Origin of the sequence: Burkholderia sp. MSMB1588, from assembly GCF_001546925.1 — a bacterium.
Lineage (GTDB): Bacteria > Pseudomonadota > Gammaproteobacteria > Burkholderiales > Burkholderiaceae > Burkholderia > Burkholderia humptydooensis.
The window spans coordinates 1,497,593-1,513,455 of the sequence record NZ_LNJS01000001.1 but is presented as its reverse complement, the minus strand read 5'-3'; the positions used below and the strand labels follow the sequence as shown (position 1 = coordinate 1,513,455).

General features: G+C 69.7%; 14 protein-coding genes. 3 read left to right on the top strand and 11 right to left on the bottom strand.

The window, feature by feature from the left end; genetic code table 11:
• Window positions 1-154 precede the first annotated feature (154 nt).
• Window positions 155-1,927 carry an AMP-binding protein gene (locus WS92_RS18740; RefSeq protein WP_006026567.1) on the top strand — a complete coding sequence of 591 codons (1,773 nt, stop codon included), beginning with the start codon at window positions 155-157 and terminating at the stop codon, window positions 1,925-1,927.
• A gap of 59 nt (window positions 1,928-1,986) precedes the next feature.
• A complete protein-coding gene (locus WS92_RS18735) occupies window positions 1,987-2,964 on the top strand; it encodes a DUF1571 domain-containing protein (RefSeq protein ID WP_059929659.1) in 978 nt (325 codons plus the stop codon).
• 136 nt (window positions 2,965-3,100) lie between these two features.
• Here the strand turns inward: WS92_RS18735 and WS92_RS18730 are convergent, their stop codons facing one another.
• Entirely contained in the window at window positions 3,101-3,379 is a 279-nt protein-coding gene (locus WS92_RS18730; protein WP_015600364.1) for a PXPV repeat protein, read from the bottom strand.
• Between the two features lie 310 nt (window positions 3,380-3,689).
• Here WS92_RS18730 and hfq point away from each other — a divergent pair, with 310 nt between their 5' ends.
• Window positions 3,690-4,286, top strand: a complete 597-nt coding sequence (gene hfq, locus WS92_RS18725; RefSeq protein ID WP_006026564.1) for an RNA chaperone Hfq — start codon at window positions 3,690-3,692, stop codon at window positions 4,284-4,286.
• Window positions 4,287-4,451: 165 nt separating this feature from the next.
• On the opposite strand, the gene WS92_RS18720 is transcribed toward hfq, so the two are convergent.
• The 10 genes from WS92_RS18720 to WS92_RS18675 form a co-directional block, all read right to left on the bottom strand.
• Window positions 4,452-5,165 carry a DUF2968 domain-containing protein gene (locus tag WS92_RS18720; RefSeq protein WP_059929661.1) on the bottom strand — a complete coding sequence of 238 codons (714 nt, stop codon included), beginning with the start codon at window positions 5,163-5,165 and terminating at the stop codon, window positions 4,452-4,454.
• A gap of 88 nt (window positions 5,166-5,253) precedes the next feature.
• On the bottom strand, window positions 5,254-6,645 hold the full coding sequence (locus WS92_RS18715; protein WP_006026562.1) for a sigma 54-interacting transcriptional regulator: 1,392 nt from the start codon (window positions 6,643-6,645) through the stop codon (window positions 5,254-5,256).
• Window positions 6,646-6,661: 16 nt separating this feature from the next.
• Window positions 6,662-8,473, bottom strand: a complete 1,812-nt coding sequence (locus WS92_RS18710) for a TadG family pilus assembly protein (protein WP_059929741.1) — start codon at window positions 8,471-8,473, stop codon at window positions 6,662-6,664.
• Between the two features lie 8 nt (window positions 8,474-8,481).
• The gene (locus tag WS92_RS18705) at window positions 8,482-8,871 is read right to left on the bottom strand and encodes a DUF3613 domain-containing protein (protein WP_059929663.1); all 390 of its coding nucleotides are present in this window, start codon (window positions 8,869-8,871) and stop codon (window positions 8,482-8,484) included.
• 21 nt (window positions 8,872-8,892) lie between these two features.
• A complete protein-coding gene (locus WS92_RS18700; protein ID WP_059929665.1) occupies window positions 8,893-9,837 on the bottom strand; it encodes a tetratricopeptide repeat protein in 945 nt (314 codons plus the stop codon).
• Window positions 9,838-9,873: 36 nt separating this feature from the next.
• A complete protein-coding gene (locus tag WS92_RS18695) occupies window positions 9,874-10,893 on the bottom strand; it encodes a type II secretion system F family protein (RefSeq protein ID WP_059929743.1) in 1,020 nt (339 codons plus the stop codon).
• 5 nt (window positions 10,894-10,898) lie between these two features.
• Complete coding sequence (locus tag WS92_RS18690) at window positions 10,899-11,894, bottom strand: type II secretion system F family protein (protein ID WP_015600665.1); 996 nt, start codon at window positions 11,892-11,894, stop codon at window positions 10,899-10,901.
• Window positions 11,887-13,227: a TadA family conjugal transfer-associated ATPase gene (locus WS92_RS18685; protein ID WP_015600967.1), complete on the bottom strand. Its 1,341-nt coding sequence runs from the start codon at window positions 13,225-13,227 to the stop codon at window positions 11,887-11,889. The genes WS92_RS18690 and WS92_RS18685 overlap by 8 nt, the downstream gene beginning before the upstream one ends.
• Before the next feature lie 3 nt (window positions 13,228-13,230).
• Window positions 13,231-14,469, bottom strand: a complete 1,239-nt coding sequence (locus WS92_RS18680) for a transcriptional regulator (RefSeq protein WP_015601278.1) — start codon at window positions 14,467-14,469, stop codon at window positions 13,231-13,233.
• 66 nt (window positions 14,470-14,535) lie between these two features.
• On the bottom strand, window positions 14,536-15,858 hold the full coding sequence (locus tag WS92_RS18675) for a type II and III secretion system protein family protein (protein ID WP_059929666.1): 1,323 nt from the start codon (window positions 15,856-15,858) through the stop codon (window positions 14,536-14,538).
• Window positions 15,859-15,863 lie beyond the last annotated feature (5 nt).

The following is a 15,863-nucleotide window of genomic DNA, read 5'->3' as shown; positions in this document are numbered from 1 at the left end:
GCGGTGCGCGACTGCACGGGGCGGCGCTGACATATCGCGACCCGGCGCCCGCCTTTTCGGCGCCCACCCCGGCACGCGCATCGCGCGGCGAGTTCGCGCAACGCGCCGCCGACGCCCGCGCGCCGGCCCATACCAACGATTCAGGAGACAAGCGATGACCGCCCCCGTTGCGCCCGCCCACGCCCACACGCAAGCGCCGAACACCGACGGCATCTGGTACGCGTCGTACCCGAAAGGCGTGCCGCACGACATCGACGTCACGCAGTACGAATCGCTTGCTCAGTACTTCGACGAATGCACGACGCGCTATGCGCAGCGCATCGCCTTCATCAGCGCGGGCGCGCGGATGACCTATGCGGCGCTCGCGCACAAGGCGGCCGCGTTCGCGTCGTATCTGCAGAGCCTCGGCGTGAAGCCGGGCGACCGCGTCGCGATCATGCTGCCAAACACGTTCCAGTATCCGGTCACGCTGTTCGGCACGCTGAAGACGGGCGCGATCGTCGTCAACGTGAATCCGCTCTACACGGTGCGCGAGCTTGCGCATCAACTGAAGGACAGCGGCGCGCAGACGATCGTCGTGTTCGAGAACTTCGCGAAGACGCTGCAGGACGCGCTGCCCGAGACGCAGATCAAGCACGTCGTCGTGACCGCGCTCGGCGATCTGCTCGCCGACGGCCTCAATCCGAAAGGCCGGCTGATCAACTTCGTGCTCAAGCACGTGAAGAAGCTCGTGCCGGCGTATCGGCTGCCCCAGGCCGTGCGCCTGCGCGCGGCGCTCGCGGCCGGCGCGAGGAAGGCGCCCGCGCCCGTTGCGATCAAGCGCGACGATCTCGCGTTCCTGCAATACACGGGCGGCACGACAGGCGTCGCGAAAGGCGCGATGCTCACGCACGGCAACCTGATCGCGAACCTGCTGCAGGCGAAGACGTGGATCGAGGATCAACTGACGGGCGACGTCGAGACGGTGCTCACGCCGCTGCCGCTCTATCACATCTATTCGCTGACGGTGAACGCGTTCATCTTCCTCGGCCTCGGCGGGCGCAACATCCTGATCGCGAACCCGCGCGACACGAAGATGATGATGAAGATCCTGCGTCACGAGACCTTCACGGGCATCACCGGCATCAACACGCTCTACAACGCGTTCCTCGACAACGAGGAATTCCGCAAGCGCGACTTCTCGAAGCTCAAGCTCGCGATGGCGGGCGGCATGGCGATGCAGCGCGCGGTCGCCGAGCGCTTCGAGCAGGTGACCGGCTGCCCGATCGTCGAAGGCTACGGGCTCACCGAGTGCTCGCCGATCGTCACGATGAACCCATACGACGCGAACGAGAAGCGCGCGTTCAGCGGCTCGATCGGGCTGCCCGCGCCTTCGACGATCGTGCGCTTTCGCAAGGAGGACGGCGCATGGGCGAACGTCGGCGAGCCGGGCGAGCTGTGCGTGCACGGCCCGCAGGTGATGCGCGGCTACTGGCAGCGCCCCGACGAGACCGCGAAGGTGATCGACGCCGACGGCTGGCTCGCGACGGGCGACATCGGCGTAATGGACGAGCAGGGCTTCATCCGCCTGATCGACCGCAAGAAGGACATGATCCTCGTGTCGGGCTTCAACGTGTATCCGAACGAGATCGAAGACGTGCTCGTGTCGCATCCGGGCATCCGCGAAGCGGCGGCGATCGGCATTCCCGATCCCGTGCATGGCGAGCGCATCAAGGTGTTCGTCGTGCCTCGCGATGCGTCGCTGACGGTCGAGGACGTGCTCGCGCACTGCCGGAAGAACCTGACGGGATACAAGATGCCGAGGGCCGTCGAGTTCCGCGACGCGTTGCCGCAGACCAACGTCGGCAAGATCCTGCGCCGCGCGCTGCGCGACGAGGAACTCGCGAAGCTCGCGAACGCGCCTGCCGATCCGTCGGCGAAGCACTGATCCGGGCGGACCGCGAAAGCCCCTCAACAGGATTCTTGATCGCGTTCTGGGAGGAATGCATGTCGTACGCGTCACCACAACACCCGTCTTCGTCGTCGCGAACACGATTCGCACGGCGCCGTCTCGCCGCCGCGTCGGCCGTGGCCGCGCTCTCGCTCGTGCCCGTGCTCGTGCTCGGCCAAGGCGCCGCGCACGCGCAGGCCGACGCCGAGGCGAGCGCCGCCGTCGAACCCGGCGCGCCGGGCGCGGCGCTGCCGCCCGAGCTCGCGAAGGTCGCGAAGCTGCCCGCCGACCAGCAGGCGCGCTGGCTGCGCACGGCCGCGCGTCAGGGCACGCTCGAAAAGCTCGACGACGCGACGCTCACGGCGCTCTTCGAGTCGCTCGATCCGCAGACCGTGCCGGATTACGTCGCGGCGGGACCGATCGGCCATCCGTCGTACCAATTCACGATGCTGCGCCAGGAGCGCATCAGCGGCAAATGGTCGGATACGCCCGACCACATGTTCGTCAAGGTGACGCGCGGCCCGCTGCGCGTCTACGCGAAGTGGCTGCCGGACGGCGCGCATTCGGGCCAGGAAGTGATCTACGATTCGACGAAGCGCGCCGACGAAATGTACGGCCACCTGGGCGGCCTGCTCGGCAAGCTGCCGATGTGGACGGCCGTCGACGGCACGCTCGCGCGCGCGCAATCGAATCACCAGGTGCGCGATCTCGGCACCGAGTTCGTCGCGAACCTGTTCCTGAGCGAGGCGAAGAAGTACCGCGACGCGGGCGTGCTGAAGCCGACGCACGTCGAGGCGAAGACGATCAAGGGCGTGCGCGTCGTCGCCCTCACCTACGAGACGCCCGGCGGCCGGCCGCAGTTCTACGCGAAGAAGGAAACGCTCGGGCTCGACTTGCGGCAACCGTACTTCCGAACCGTCGAATCGTACGACAACGACGGGCGCCTGTTCGAGAAGGTCGTGTTCGAGAAGATCACGCCGAAATCGCTCGACGAAACGGCGTTCGATCCGAAGAATCCCGATTACGCATTCTGATTCGTCATCGCCGTGTCATGAACGGCGGCGGCGGGCTGCGATGAAAAACGCCGCGCGGACCATCACGGCCCGCGCGGCGTTTTTTTCGTTGCGGCGGCGCGACGGGCCCGTCGCGGCGGCAGGCCGGATCGCGTGGTCAATCGTCATCGTCGTCGTGATGGCGGTGCCACTTGCGCCAGTGCTTGCGATAGTGCTTCCAGTAGTCTTCGTCATCGTCGCCGCGCCAGCCGCCGTAGTACGCCGGGTAGCCGACGACCGCGGGCTGCGGCGCGACATAGACGGGTTCCGGCGCCACATACACCGGCGCGACAGGCACGCCGACGCCGATCGACAGATCGACGCCGCCCGCCGTCGCGGCGCCCGATGCCATGAGCGCCGCGACGCCCAGCATCGTGCTCGTCAGTAATTTTTTCATGTTCGTCACCTCACCTCGTTTCGCCGGCATGGCCGGCCTTCTGCACGCACTCTATCGGACCTGCGCGGCGGCAGGTGCAACGGCCGTGCGAGACCTGTAACCCGACGTAACGAAAATGCGCGCCAACGCGCATTGGCCGATCGGACGGATCGCGCAAACGCGCGGGACCGTCTATAGTGGGTAACGGTTGGACACAAACGCTCGCGCGCGCATCGGGTTCGAACAGGGTAAAATCCCGCCAAACGCTGTGTAAGTTCGCATGCGGCGAAACGCATAACTCTTAATTGACGCCGGCACCTGCCGCTTTTTAATGGCCAATCCTGCAGAATCCCATCCGCAAAACGACTTCATCAATGCCGCGCGCAAGGAACGCAAGCGCGTCGAAATTTATCTCGTCAACGGTATTCGCCTGACGGGATGCATCGAGTCGTTCGACCAGTACCTGGTGATGCTGCGCACGCCCGTCGGCCTGCAAGGCATCTATAAACGCGCCATCTCGACGATCCAGCTCGACACGGGCGGCTCCCGTCCGGGCGGCGGCCGCGGCCCGCGCGCGGGCGGCCCCCACGGCGGCGGTGGTCGCCCCGGCGGCCGCGAAGGTGGCGGTCACGGTCCGTACGGCTCGCACGGCGGCCCGCGCGGCGAAGGCGGCGGCTATGGCGCTCGCGAATCGCGCGGCGATGGCGGCTATGGCTCCCGCGAACCGCGCGGCGACGGCGGCTACGGCTCGCGCGAACCCCGCGGCGACGGCGGCTATGGCGCGCGCGAACCGCGCGAGCCCCGCGAGTCTTACGGCGCGCCGCAAGAAGGCGCATCGGCGCCCTCCGGCACGCAGGAGCGCAACGGCAACGGCCCCGTGATCGTCACGCGCCGCCGCCGTTCGCTCGGTCCGACCGACGGCCAATAAACCGGCCCCGCCAAATCGAAAGGGCAAGCCATCACCGGCTTGCCCTTTTTTGTCTCAGGCCCGTTCCCGGCGTGAACGGGCCTCAGTCTCGCGAGCCCGCGCCACGGCGAATCCCGGGGCCTGCGCGAAGCGGGACCGTCCGATCCCGCCCCGTCCGTGGTGCGATCACCGCATCTTCGGCAATCCTGCGTCGGCTTGCCGCTGCAACGAACGAACCTGCTGCTGCAGCTTGCGCAGTTGATCCTGCCGCTCGTTCTTCTGCTCCCGCAGCGCGGCCGCCTCGTCGAGCTTGTCCTTCTGCCGGCTCGCGACGGCCGCGCGCTGCTCGCGCGCGATGCTCAGATCCGCCTGCAGCCGGCTCGCCCGCTCCTGCACGGCGGCGATCTGCCGATCGGTCTGCGCTTTCTGCGATTCGAGCTTCGCGGCCTGCAGTTCATTGACCGCGAGCGTCTCGGATTGCTTCGCGAAATCGCGGTAGACCGCTTCCGCGCGCGCCTCGCTCGCCGTCCTGATCACGCGCCAGAACGCCCTTTGCTGGAACAGCGCGACAAAATACGTGCCTTCCTGGATGTTGAGCAGCAAGCTCGCGCCGTAGCTCCCGTTGTACGTCGTGCGCATTTCGGTCAGCTCGCGCGCCTGAATCTGGCGCTGCAGCTCGTCGATCGTGCTCCTGCCGTTCGCATCCGCGCTCGCGGCCGCCGCCGGCGCGCCGCCGGGCGCCGACAGATTGACGACGGCCGGCGCCGAGACGCCCGGCGCCGCCGCCGCGGCAGATGCCGTCAACGCCGGCGACGCAGCGCCGCCTTCGCCTTCCAATGCCTGCGCATGCGCGCCGCAGAGGCCGCCCGCCGCCGCGATCGCGACGAAGACGCGCCCCATTCCCCGTATGTGGCTCATTCTGTTTTTCCTGCTTCGAAGTGTTGTAGTTTTTCGAATGCATGTTCGTCGGCTGCGTCGCAGCCCTTTTTCATTCGCTTTCCCGTGCCTCAGGCTCCTCGTCGAAAATCTGGTATTTGCGCATCTTTTCCCACAGCACCTTGCGGCTGATCCCGAGATGCTGCGCGGTATCCTGCCGACGCCAACCGTTGGCGTCAAGCGCGGCGATCACGCGGTTGCGCTCGGCCATGTCCCACTTGCTGCGATCGGCGAACACGTCGGGCGCGCTCTCCGCCGGCACCGGCTGCGCGGCGCTGCGCGCGCGCGCGACGAGCCGCTGCAGCCGCGCCGTGTCCCAGCCGCCCGTCTGCCGCACCGTCACGCCGACGCGCTCGGCCAGGTTGCGCAGCTCGCGCACGTTGCCCGGGAAGTACGAATCGGCGACCGCCTCGGCAAGCCAGTAAGGCAGCTCCGGCAGCGCGGCGAGCCGGTCCTCGCCGACGACCGACGCGACGAACGATTTGAAGAGCGCGATCTTGTCGACGGGCCCGCGCTCCTCGAGCGACGGAATGCTCAACTCGATCACCGCGAGCCGGTAATACAGGTCCGCCCTGAACAAGCCGTCCTTGACGAGCAGCGGCAGTTTCTTGTTGCTCGCCGCGACGAGCCGGAAGTCCACCTTGACGGGCGCGGTTGCGCCGATGCGCAGCACCGCGCCGTCCTCGAGCACGCGCAGCAGCTTCACCTGCTGGTAGAGCGGCAGGTCGCCCACTTCGTCGAGAAAGAGCGTGCCGCCCGCCGCCTGCTCGAAGTAGCCCTTGTGCGTGCCGACCGCGCCCGTGAACGAGCCCTTCGCGTGCCCGAAGAAGAGCGACTCGAACAGGCCGTCCGGAATCGCGCCGCAGTTGACGGGCACGAACTCCCCCATGCAATAGCGCGAGTGCTTCTCGTGCAGCAGTTGCGCGACCCGCTCCTTGCCGACGCCCGTCTCGCCGTGCAGCAGCACGTTCGTGTCGCAGTCGGCAAACGTGTCGACTTCCTGCAGCAGCGCCTGCATGCAGTCCGAATGCGCGACGAGCGTGCTCGGCTCGAGCGTTTTCGCCGCATGCGCGCGCAGTTGCACCGCGAGCTTCGAGATCATGCCGCGCAGTTCCGCGCACGTGAAATCGAGCGGCAGGATGTGCGAATACTCGGGCGGATACTGCGACGGATCGTGATCGCGCGCCGCGCCGACCCAGACCACCGGCATGCCGATGTCCGCCTGCCAGGTGCGCAGGAACGCCGCGCCGCTCTCGATCATCGACACGCTGATGATCGCGAGCGACGGCCGCATCGCAGTTCGATCGGGCGACAGCGCCTCGTTGTCCGCGCGGATCACTTCGACGTCGAAGCTCGACATGCAGCGCGCGACCCGGTCGACGATGTCGGCCTTGCCCTCCCAGACGTACAGGTCGAGTCCTTCGATTGCGTTCGTGTTTCTCATCGTTATGCGTGAATCTTCAATAAACCGTTTGCGCGGCGCCGCAGGTCAGCGCCAGGTTGTGAACCGTCGCCGCGCCGAGCTGCACGCCGAGCAGGCTCAAAAGCGGCACGACGACCTGGTCGAGCGAGCCCAGCACGGGGCCGAGCAGGTTCAGCAGCACGGAGACCACCGGCCCCAGCGCATCGCCGACGGGCACCGGCATTTGCAGCACATAGAGCGTGAGGCCGTTCGGCCCCGTCAGCGATTGCGCGGCGCCCGACAGCGCGTTCGAGATCACCGAGCCCACCGCGTTCGAATTCGTCGTCTGATAATCGTCGGCGTCGCCCGTCACGCCGTTGAACGTGAGCGTCGCGGCGCTGGCCTTCGGCACGACCGCCGGCAGCGCGACGGCCGACTTGACCTGCAGGAGCGGCGCGTTCGCCAGGCCGATCGATGCAATCGTCGCAGGCGCGTCGCAGGCGAACGTCTGCTGCGCGGAAAGATCCGTCGGCGGGTTGCCCACGCACAGGTTCGCGAGGCCCGGCTGCACGACGATCGTCGCGCGGCTCGCTGCGGCGGTTGCAGCGCAACTCGTCGACTGCAGCCACGCGGAGCCCGTCGCGACCTGCAGCGCGATCGGCAGGCTCAGATCGACCTGTATCAGGTTCTGCACGAGGCTCACGAGCGGCGCAAGCGGCAACAGCGCGCTGGTGGGCGACAGCCCCGTGGTGCCGAGACTCACTTTCACATACAACCGGATCTGCGCATTGTTCGCCTGCGTGCGCCACGCCCCCGTCTTCGGGTCCGTTCCCGCCTCGCCGATCACGATCGTCGGCGGCTCGATGACCTGCAGCTTCAGCGTCGCACCCTGGCCCGCCGCGAGCTGCAGCTTCGTCGCGACGTCGACGGCCGGCTTGCCCGCCGCCGCCACCTCGGCCGCGACCATCAGCGCATCGAGCACGTCGATCTTCGCGTCGGCGGCCGCCTGCGTGTCGGACAGCCCGAGCGCGAACACGCCGGGCCCGCCCGACTGGCCGCCGAGGCTGAATTTCCCGCCGCCGGGATTCGCGCCGGCGATCGCCTGCAGCGCGGCGACGCTCGCCTGCAGGTTCGCGTTCACGACTTGCGTGCGCGACAGCGCGGTCAGCATCAGATCGACGAACTGCCCCGCCGTCACCTGCGTCGCGAGCAGTTCGTTGACGGTCAGCACGTTCGCGGCCGCCATCAGGTCGCCGACCTTGATCTGCGTCGACGCGAGCGCCTGGTACGACAGCGCGCTCAGGCCCAGATTCGTGCCGAGCAGCGCATTGAGCACGCCGTTCACGAGGCCGCCCTGCAAGCTCGCGAGCGTCGTGCCGATCGTGAACTGGTCGACGTTGGTCGCCTTCGCGGTCGACGTCGCGCTCACCGTGCGCGACGGGCCGAGGAAGAAATACGGCACGGTCTGCGTTGCCGTCACCTGCACCGCGTTGAGCGGCGTCGACGCCGTGTTGAAGTAGCTCGGCCCCACGTTGCTTTGCGTGTCCCAGCGCCCGCACGCGACCGTCAGCGTGTTGCCGCCCGCCGACGGATCGAAGCCGTTCGAGCTCGCGTTCGCGGCGGCGGCCGCGTTCGGCTGCGCGCATCGATCGTCCATTCTCTGCGCGCCGGCGAGCGCGGCCACGTCGGCGACCCGCTGCAAGTCGCGGCGCACGAAGAACACGTTGCCGATGTCGACCGCGCCGAGCGCGGCGATCGCGACGAGCATCCAGATCGCCGCGACGACCGCGAACGAGCCGCGCTCGCGCGCGATCGCCGCGCGTCCGCGGGCGGAAGGCCGATGCTCGGCGCGACGGCGGGCCAATGGCATGCGATCGCTCACTGCGAACGCGACGCCGGCGTGAGGAGATAGTCCGCGCCACCGCCTCCTCCGCCGCTCATGCCCGCGGCCGATCCGTAGAACGCCGGGATCTTCGTCTTGAACGACTCGAGATAGCGCGCGTACGCGAGCGACGCCGCCTCGCCGATCATCGGCTGCGCCGGCGCCGCCTCGCGGTTGCTGGCCTGCAACGCAAACCATGTCTGTGACGCGTGGCCGATTTCCGATGCGGGCGGCGCGTCGTGTTGCGGCTGCGGCTGCGACGATTGCGCGCGGGCGGCGCCCGCCGCGCACGCGAGCGCGGCCGCGAGCGCGAGCGTCGCCGCGCAAAGCGCGCGGCCGCGCCCGGAGCGGGCAGCGGCGGTCTGGGTATGGTCATGCGTCGTCATGTCGACTCCGTATCACGTCTGTCATTGCGAGAATCGCTGCAAGAGCGGCACCGTCGGCTCGAACGCCGGCGCCGTGGCGGCCGCGACGGGCGCGGGCGCGGCCGCGCCGGCCACGGCGCCCCTGCTGGCCGCCGCCTCGCCGCTCGAACCCGCCGCGCCGCCCGCCGCCGCGTTCGCGGCGATCGCCATGCCCGCGGCAGCGGCCGCGCCCGGCGCGCCCGGGCGCGCGAGCGCCCGCTGCCGCGCGCGCGACGCGGCTGCGATCTTCGTCGCGTCGTTGCGGATTTCCGTGCGCACCGCGGGCGCGAGCTTCAGTTGGTTCATCAGGCCGAGCGCGTCGCGCGTCTGCCCCGTCGCGAGCAGAAAGAGCGCGAGATTGCTGAGGATCTTCGGATTGTTCTGGTCGAGCTCCGCCGCCTTCATCAACGGCACGCGCGCGCCCCCGACATCGCCGCTGCGCATCCGCGCATACGCGAGATCGGACAGCGTCAGCGAATCGGTCGGCGCGAGCGCGCTCGCCTGCGCGAGCGCCTGCGACGCGGCGTCGAAATCGCCCGACGCGCCGGCCAGCAAACCGAGCCCGCGATAGCCGCGCGCGGCAAGCGGCGTGCCGAGCAACTGCCTGTACGCGACCGTGCTCGCGGCCGGCTGGTCGGTCGCGCGCAGCGCGTCCGCGCGCAGCAGGATCGTGTCCGGCGACGCGCCGTACTGCTTCTCGTAAGCGTCGATGTGCGCGAGCGACGCGTAATGGAGCCCCTGCGACTGCATCCGGCCGATGAGGCCGAGATACATGCCGGGCGTGTCGGGCGTCGCGTTCCTGTCGGCCGCGGCCTGCATCAGCGCCGCGCGCTCGGCCTGCGCGCCGATCCCGTAGCCCGACTCCTTGAACGCCCCGCACGCGGCGAGCGACAGCGCAAGCGCCGCGAGCGCCGCCGTCGTCATCGGTGAAAAGCTGCTTCGTCTCATGTCGTTCCTTCCTTCGTTGCGCGGCGGCAAACGCGGCTAGCGGCGCGCGGCCGTGAGCGCGTGCGTGACGGCGAGCATCCCCGGCCCCGCGGTCACGATGAAGAGCGCGGGCAGCAGCGTGAGAATCATCACGCCCGTCATCTTCACCGTGAGGCGGCCGATCCGCTCGCGCAGCATCGCGCGGCGCACTTCGCGCAGCCGGTCGCCGAACTGCTTGAGCGGCTCCTGCACCGCGCCGCCGTGCTTGTCGACCTGGATCAGCAGGCGCACGATCGCGCGCAGATCCTCGTTGTCGAAGCTCGTCGCGAGGCGCTGCAGCGACTGCTCGCGCGTGCGCCCCGCGACGAACTGCCGCTGCGCGATCCCGAGCTCCGACGACAGCACGGGCAGCATCCCCTTGAAGTCGTTCGTGACGACCTGGATGCTCTGGTCGAGCGACAGCCCGACGCCCTGCAACAGCCGCAGCATGTCGACGAGCAGCGGCATCTCGTCGACGACGGACTGGCGGCGCGCCGCCGCGCGGCGGCGCACGTAGATCTTCGGCAGCATGAAGCCGGCGATGACGCAGAGCGCGACCCAGGCGGTCAGATGCGTGCGGACCGTCTCGCCGCCGGCGAGCGCGACAGCGGCGGGCAGCGCGATCGCGCACGCGATCCGCGCGCTCAGGAAGACGCCGCGCGTGTGCGCGTCGACGTAGCCGCACTGCTCGAGCAGCATCCGGTCTTCTTCGGCGACGATCTGCTTGCCGAGCCGCGTGTCGAGCAGGCGCATCCCGAACTTGCCGGCGCGATCGAGCAGCGTCGCGAAGCGCGGACGGCACTCGTCCGGCGCCGCGTCCGCGGCGCTCGCGCGCGCCGCGCCGAGCGCCGACGCCGCACCCGCCGCCGCACGCGCGGCGGCCGCCTCGAGCGCAGCGGCGCGCTGGTCGAGCGCGTCCGCAAGCGTGCGGCCGGTGCGCCGCGCGAGCACGGCCTGCATGATCGCGAGCCCGGCGAGCATCAGCACGCCGATTGAGCCGAGGACGAGCGCGATTGCGCCAAGACGGCTGGGGTCCATCGTGATCACCTCAATCGGGCGAGCCGGTACAGCCAGTAGCCGCCGGCGACTTGCAGGATGAACGCGAGATACACGAGCTGGCGGCCCATCGGATCGAGCCACATCGCGCTGAAATACTTCGGATTCGTCGCGATCACGAAGCTGCCGATGCCCACGGGCAGCGCGCCGAGTACCCACGCCGACAGCCGCGTCTCCGCCGACATCGCGACGAGCTCACGCTCCGCCTGCTCGAGGTCGCGCATGAAGACGGCCATCCGGTCGAGCATCACGTCGGCGCGGCCGCCGTACTTGACGGACAGCCGCAGCACCGAGCCGACGAGCTCGAACTCCTTGATCCGGTAGAGCGTTGCGACATAGACCATCGCGCGATCGATCTCGACGCCCGAGCGCAGCATCCGCGACACGTGGTCGAGGCAGCCGCGCAGCGGCGCCTCGGTCGTCTGCAGCGTCGCCTGGAACGCGGCGGGCACGCTGTTGCCGAGCGTGACGAGGCGCACGATGCCGTCGAGGAACGACGGCAACTGGCGCACGATCCGCAGCCGCCGCTTCTGCATCCGCGACACGAGCCAGAAGACCACGAGCGTCGCGCCCGCGACGAACGCCGCGACGGCGGCGAGCAGCCCGCCGCGCAGGCCCGCCCACAGCGTCGCGACGGCCGTCGCCGCAACGAGCGCGATGAGCGGCGTGCGAATCTCGGACACGCCCGCGCGGTTCGACACGTTCAGCCACGCATCGGCCGCGCGTTCGCGCCAGCGCGCGAGGCCCTCGGCGGGCTTCGCCGCGGGCGCGCCCGCCGCCGGCACCGCCGCCGCGCGCTTCGGCTCGGCCGCGGCCGGCATCTTCGGCGGCGCGCCCGGGCGCGCGCCGGGCTCGAGCCGGCTGTCGATGTAGCGCGCCGCGTGCGCGCGCTCCTTGTTCGCCGCGCCGCGCCGCCATAGTGCGAGCGCCCCGGCGACGCACAGCAGCGCGAGCGCGAGCGCCCAGAGCGCCGCGCTAGACATTGAAGCCCCCGCCGCGGCCGTACGGCTCGCCGCCGAAGCCGCCGCCCGCGAGCGCCTGCCTGAAGCGCGCGAGCTTCGGCGAATGCGGATGGATGCCGAGCGATTCCCACGCGTCGGTCTCGTCGCCGTCCACGTTCACGCGCGGCTCGTAGCGATAGAGCTCCTGCGTCGCGATGATGTTGTCGGACAGCCCCGTCACCTCGGTGACCGACAGGATGCGCCGCCGCCCGTTCGACAGCCGCCCGATCTGCACGATGAAATCGACCGCGTTCGCGATCTGCCGGCGCAGGCTCGATTCGGTGCCCTGGAAGCCCGCGAAGCCGGCGAGCATCTCGAGTCGGTACAGGCACTCGCGCGGCGAGCTCGCGTGGATCGTGCCCATCGAGCCGTCGTGACCGGTATTCATCGCCTGCATCATCTCGAGCACTTCGCCGCCGCGCACTTCGCCGACGATGATCCGGTCCGGGCGCATCCGCAGCGTGTTGCGCAGCAGGTCGCGGATCGACACGACGCCCGTGCCGTCGAAGCCGCCCGGCCGGCTCTCGAGCCGCACCACATGCGGGTGGTTGAGCGACAGCTCGGCCGTGTCCTCGATCGTCACGACGCGCTCGACTTCGGGAATGTGGAACGCGAGCGCGTTCAGAAGCGACGTCTTGCCGGAGCTCGTGCCGCCCGACACAAGGATGTTGCAGCGCGCGGCGACCGCGGCTTCGAGCAGCGCGCCGATCTCGTCGTTGAACGTGCCGTTCGCGAGCAGATCGGCGGGCTTCAGCGGGTCCTTGCGGAACTTGCGGATCGACACGACCGGGCCGTCGATCGACAGCGGCTCGATCACGACGTTCACGCGCCCGCCGTCCGGCAGCCGCGCGTCGACCATCGGATTCGACTCGTCGAGCCGGCGGCCGATCGGCGCGAGAATGCGCCGCACGATGCGCAGCAGGTGTGCGTTGTCGGTGAAGCGCACGGGCAGCTTCGTCAGGATTCCGTGCTTCGACACGTAGACGTCGCTGTAGCCGTTGATCAGGATGTCCTCGACGTGCGGATCGGCGAGCAGGTCCTCGATCGGGCCGAAGCCCGCGAGCTCCTTCGTCAGCGCCTGCGCGACCGCGCGCACCTCGTTCTCGTTGAGCGGAATGCGGCGCAGCCGAACGAAGCTGTCGATCTCCAGATCGACGAACTGATTGATCGCCTGCCGCGACCAGCGCCCGAACTCCGCGCCCAGCTCCTCGATGCGCGTCAGAAGGTGCTCGTGCGCGGCGTTCTTGATGTCGTGAAACTGCTGCGTTTGCGAGAACGGCGTCGCCCCGTCGGCAAATTGAATGTCGTGTGCCATCTCTTACGACCGCTTGGAGGTGGGTTGAATGAAGCGCCTGAGCGCGGAAAAGCCGCCCGCCGGGCGCGGCGCGGCGGCCCCCGTGCCGCCCGTCGCGCGTTCGACGAGCGGCTCGAGCGCGCGCACGTAGGGATCGCGCTCGGCCGCGTCGACGATCAGCTTGCCTTGATTGGCCGCATGCCCGATCGGCACGCGCCGCGACGGCAACGTCGCGGCGAGCGCGAGGCCGAGGCGCTCGGCGATCTGCGCGGGCGCGAGGCCGAGCGCCGGATCGTACTGGTTCACGACGAGGCGCACGTTGTCCGTGTCGACGCCCGCGTCGCGCAGCGATTCCAGCAGCTCGGCGGCCGACACGACGGACGCGACGCCCTGGTCGCACAAGAGCCACGATTCGTCGGCCGCGTTCGCGGTCTGCGCGACGAAGTCGCGGTTCGAGAAGCCGCCCAGGTCGACGATCTGGCAGTCGAAGAACGCGCGCAGGCGGTTCAGCAGGCCGACGCACGACGCGTACGACACGTCGCGCAGCCCGGTCAGGCTCGGCGGCAGCGACGTCAGCGCGACGCCGCTCGGATGGCGCGCGAGCGCCGTGTTCACGAAGGTCCGGTCGAAGCGGCGCAGGTTGCGCACCGCCTCGACGAAATCGAATTCGCAGCGCGTGTTCAGGAACAGCGCGCCGTCGCCCGCCGGCAAGCCGAGATCGACGAGCGCCGTCTGGCGGCCGAGCGCAGCCGAGCGTTTTTGCACCAGCACCGACAGGTTCGCGGCGAGCGTGCTCGCGCCCATCCCGGCGCGCGCGCCGAGGAGCGCGATCAGCCGGCCGTGGCGGCTCGGCTGCTCGCCGACGTGATCGAGCAGCCCGCGCGTGATCCTGAGCGCGTCCTCGGCGGGCGCGGAAAAATCGATGAAGTCGCGCACGCCGGCGCGCAGCGCGGCGAGCGCGCTTTCCGGCTCGCCGAGCGAGCCGAGCGCGACGATCGGCAGCCCCGGATGCGACACCCGCACCGCGGCCGCCGCGGCGCTCGCCGCCTGCGCGCGGCCGCCCGAGAAATCGACGAAGACGAGCACCGGGTTGAGCCCGGCGATCCGCTGCGCGAGCGCCGCCGGCTCGAGCGGCGCGGACTCGACCGCGCCCGCCGAGACGAGCGTCTGCGCGAGCCAGCGCACGTGCTCGCCGTGAGGCGACGCGCAGACGAAGTAGTCGGTGACGGCGGGCTCAGCCAAGGATTGTGTTCTCGCGTTCATGGTGATGCATCCCGGTTGCGCGCCGCATCGCGGCGCTCGCGCGTGCGCTGTCGTGGCGTCGCGCGCTCATTTCGAGAACCCCGGCCCTGCGTCCGGCGACAGCGCGCCGCCGAGATACGACCGCCACACCGGCCCGTCGCGCTGCTCGGACAGTTCACCGGGCGTCGCGGGCAGCGACGCGTTCTTCGCGATCGGCGCGACGAGATGCGGCGTCACGATGATCACGAGCTCCTTGTCGTTCTGCTGATAACTGAGGTGCTTGAAGAACGTGCCGATGATCGGCAGATCGCCGAGGAACGGCACCTTGTCGACGTTCGACGTCGTCTCGCGGTCGATCAGGCCGCCGATCACGAAGCTCTCGCCGTCGCCCAGCTCGACCGTCGTGTCCGCGCGGCGCGTCGTGAGCGCGGGCACCGTCACGCCGTTGATCGTGATCGAATGGACGAAGTCGAGCTGGCTCGATTCCGGCGCGACCTTCAGCGCGATCCGGCGCGGGCTCAGCACAGTCGGCGTGAGCGTGAGGCCGACGCCGTACGGCTTCCAGTCGATCGAGATCGTGCCGAGCGACTGCGGCACCGGCACCGGGATCTCGCCGCCCGCGAGGAAGCTCGCGCTCTGCCCGGACAGCGCGACGAGCGTCGGCTGCGCGAGCACGCGCGCGAGGTTGTTCGCCTCGAGGATCGACAGATCGGCGAAGAGGCCGCGCGTCGCGGAGCCGACGACGAGATTGAACGCGGACGCGATCGGAATGTTCGCCGACACCGACATCGACGACGTGCCGCCGCCCGTCACCGACGCGAGGCCGGCGGGCGCGAACGAGCCGAACGTGAAGCCGTTGTTCTGCTTGAAGAAGTTCAGGCCCGCCTGCTTGAGCACCGAGCGGCTGAACTCGACGACGCGCACGTCGACCTGCACGACGTTCTTGCCGCCGACCGTCGATGCGTCGACGACGCCGCCCTTGCCCGCCATTCCCTTGCCGACGGCGAGCGCGCGCGCATGCGCATCGAGCGTCGCGGCCGAGCCGGACACGACCGCCGTGCCGTCATACGCCCTCACGCCCGGCGCGCCGCCGTCGAGGAGCGCGCGCGCCGAGCCGCTCACGACGTCGACCGTGTAGACCGCGGGCTCGTCGCGGCCGCGCTCCCACACCATCAGGCTCGTCGAGCCGGCCGCCTTCGCGACGAGCAGCACGCCGCCGCGCCCGCCCTTGATGACGAGCACGTCGGCGACGTTCGGATCGCCGATCGCGACCCGCTGCACGCCGCGCCCGACGGCAATCTGCCGCTGCGCGCCCGTCGTGAGCTCGATCGCCCCCATCTCGGCCGCCTGCGCGGCGAACGACAGCAACACGCCAAACGCCATCGCCCATGCAATCAGTTTATTTTTCATCGTGT

What these genes read in the sequence shown, in the direction of transcription:
- WS92_RS18680 (WP_015601278.1), bottom strand. Translation starts at nt 14,469, where the DNA reads ATGAACGCGAGAACACAATCCTTGGCTGAGCCCGCCGTCACCGACTAC.
- WS92_RS18695 (WP_059929743.1), bottom strand. Translation starts at nt 10,893, where the DNA reads ATGGACCCCAGCCGTCTTGGCGCAATCGCGCTCGTCCTCGGCTCAATC.
- WS92_RS18735 (WP_059929659.1), top strand. Translation starts at nt 1,987, where the DNA reads ATGTCGTACGCGTCACCACAACACCCGTCTTCGTCGTCGCGAACACGA.
- WS92_RS18715 (WP_006026562.1), bottom strand. Translation starts at nt 6,645, where the DNA reads ATGAGAAACACGAACGCAATCGAAGGACTCGACCTGTACGTCTGGGAG.
- WS92_RS18700 (WP_059929665.1), bottom strand. Translation starts at nt 9,837, where the DNA reads ATGAGACGAAGCAGCTTTTCACCGATGACGACGGCGGCGCTCGCGGCG.
- WS92_RS18710 (WP_059929741.1), bottom strand. Translation starts at nt 8,473, where the DNA reads ATGCCATTGGCCCGCCGTCGCGCCGAGCATCGGCCTTCCGCCCGCGGA.
- WS92_RS18690 (WP_015600665.1), bottom strand. Translation starts at nt 11,894, where the DNA reads ATGTCTAGCGCGGCGCTCTGGGCGCTCGCGCTCGCGCTGCTGTGCGTC.
- WS92_RS18730 (WP_015600364.1), bottom strand. Translation starts at nt 3,379, where the DNA reads ATGAAAAAATTACTGACGAGCACGATGCTGGGCGTCGCGGCGCTCATG.
- WS92_RS18705 (WP_059929663.1), bottom strand. Translation starts at nt 8,871, where the DNA reads ATGACGACGCATGACCATACCCAGACCGCCGCTGCCCGCTCCGGGCGC.
- WS92_RS18685 (WP_015600967.1), bottom strand. Translation starts at nt 13,227, where the DNA reads ATGGCACACGACATTCAATTTGCCGACGGGGCGACGCCGTTCTCGCAA.
- WS92_RS18740 (WP_006026567.1), top strand. Translation starts at nt 155, where the DNA reads ATGACCGCCCCCGTTGCGCCCGCCCACGCCCACACGCAAGCGCCGAAC.
- WS92_RS18675 (WP_059929666.1), bottom strand. Translation starts at nt 15,858, where the DNA reads ATGAAAAATAAACTGATTGCATGGGCGATGGCGTTTGGCGTGTTGCTG.
- hfq (WP_006026564.1), top strand. Translation starts at nt 3,690, where the DNA reads ATGGCCAATCCTGCAGAATCCCATCCGCAAAACGACTTCATCAATGCC.
- WS92_RS18720 (WP_059929661.1), bottom strand. Translation starts at nt 5,165, where the DNA reads ATGGGGCGCGTCTTCGTCGCGATCGCGGCGGCGGGCGGCCTCTGCGGC.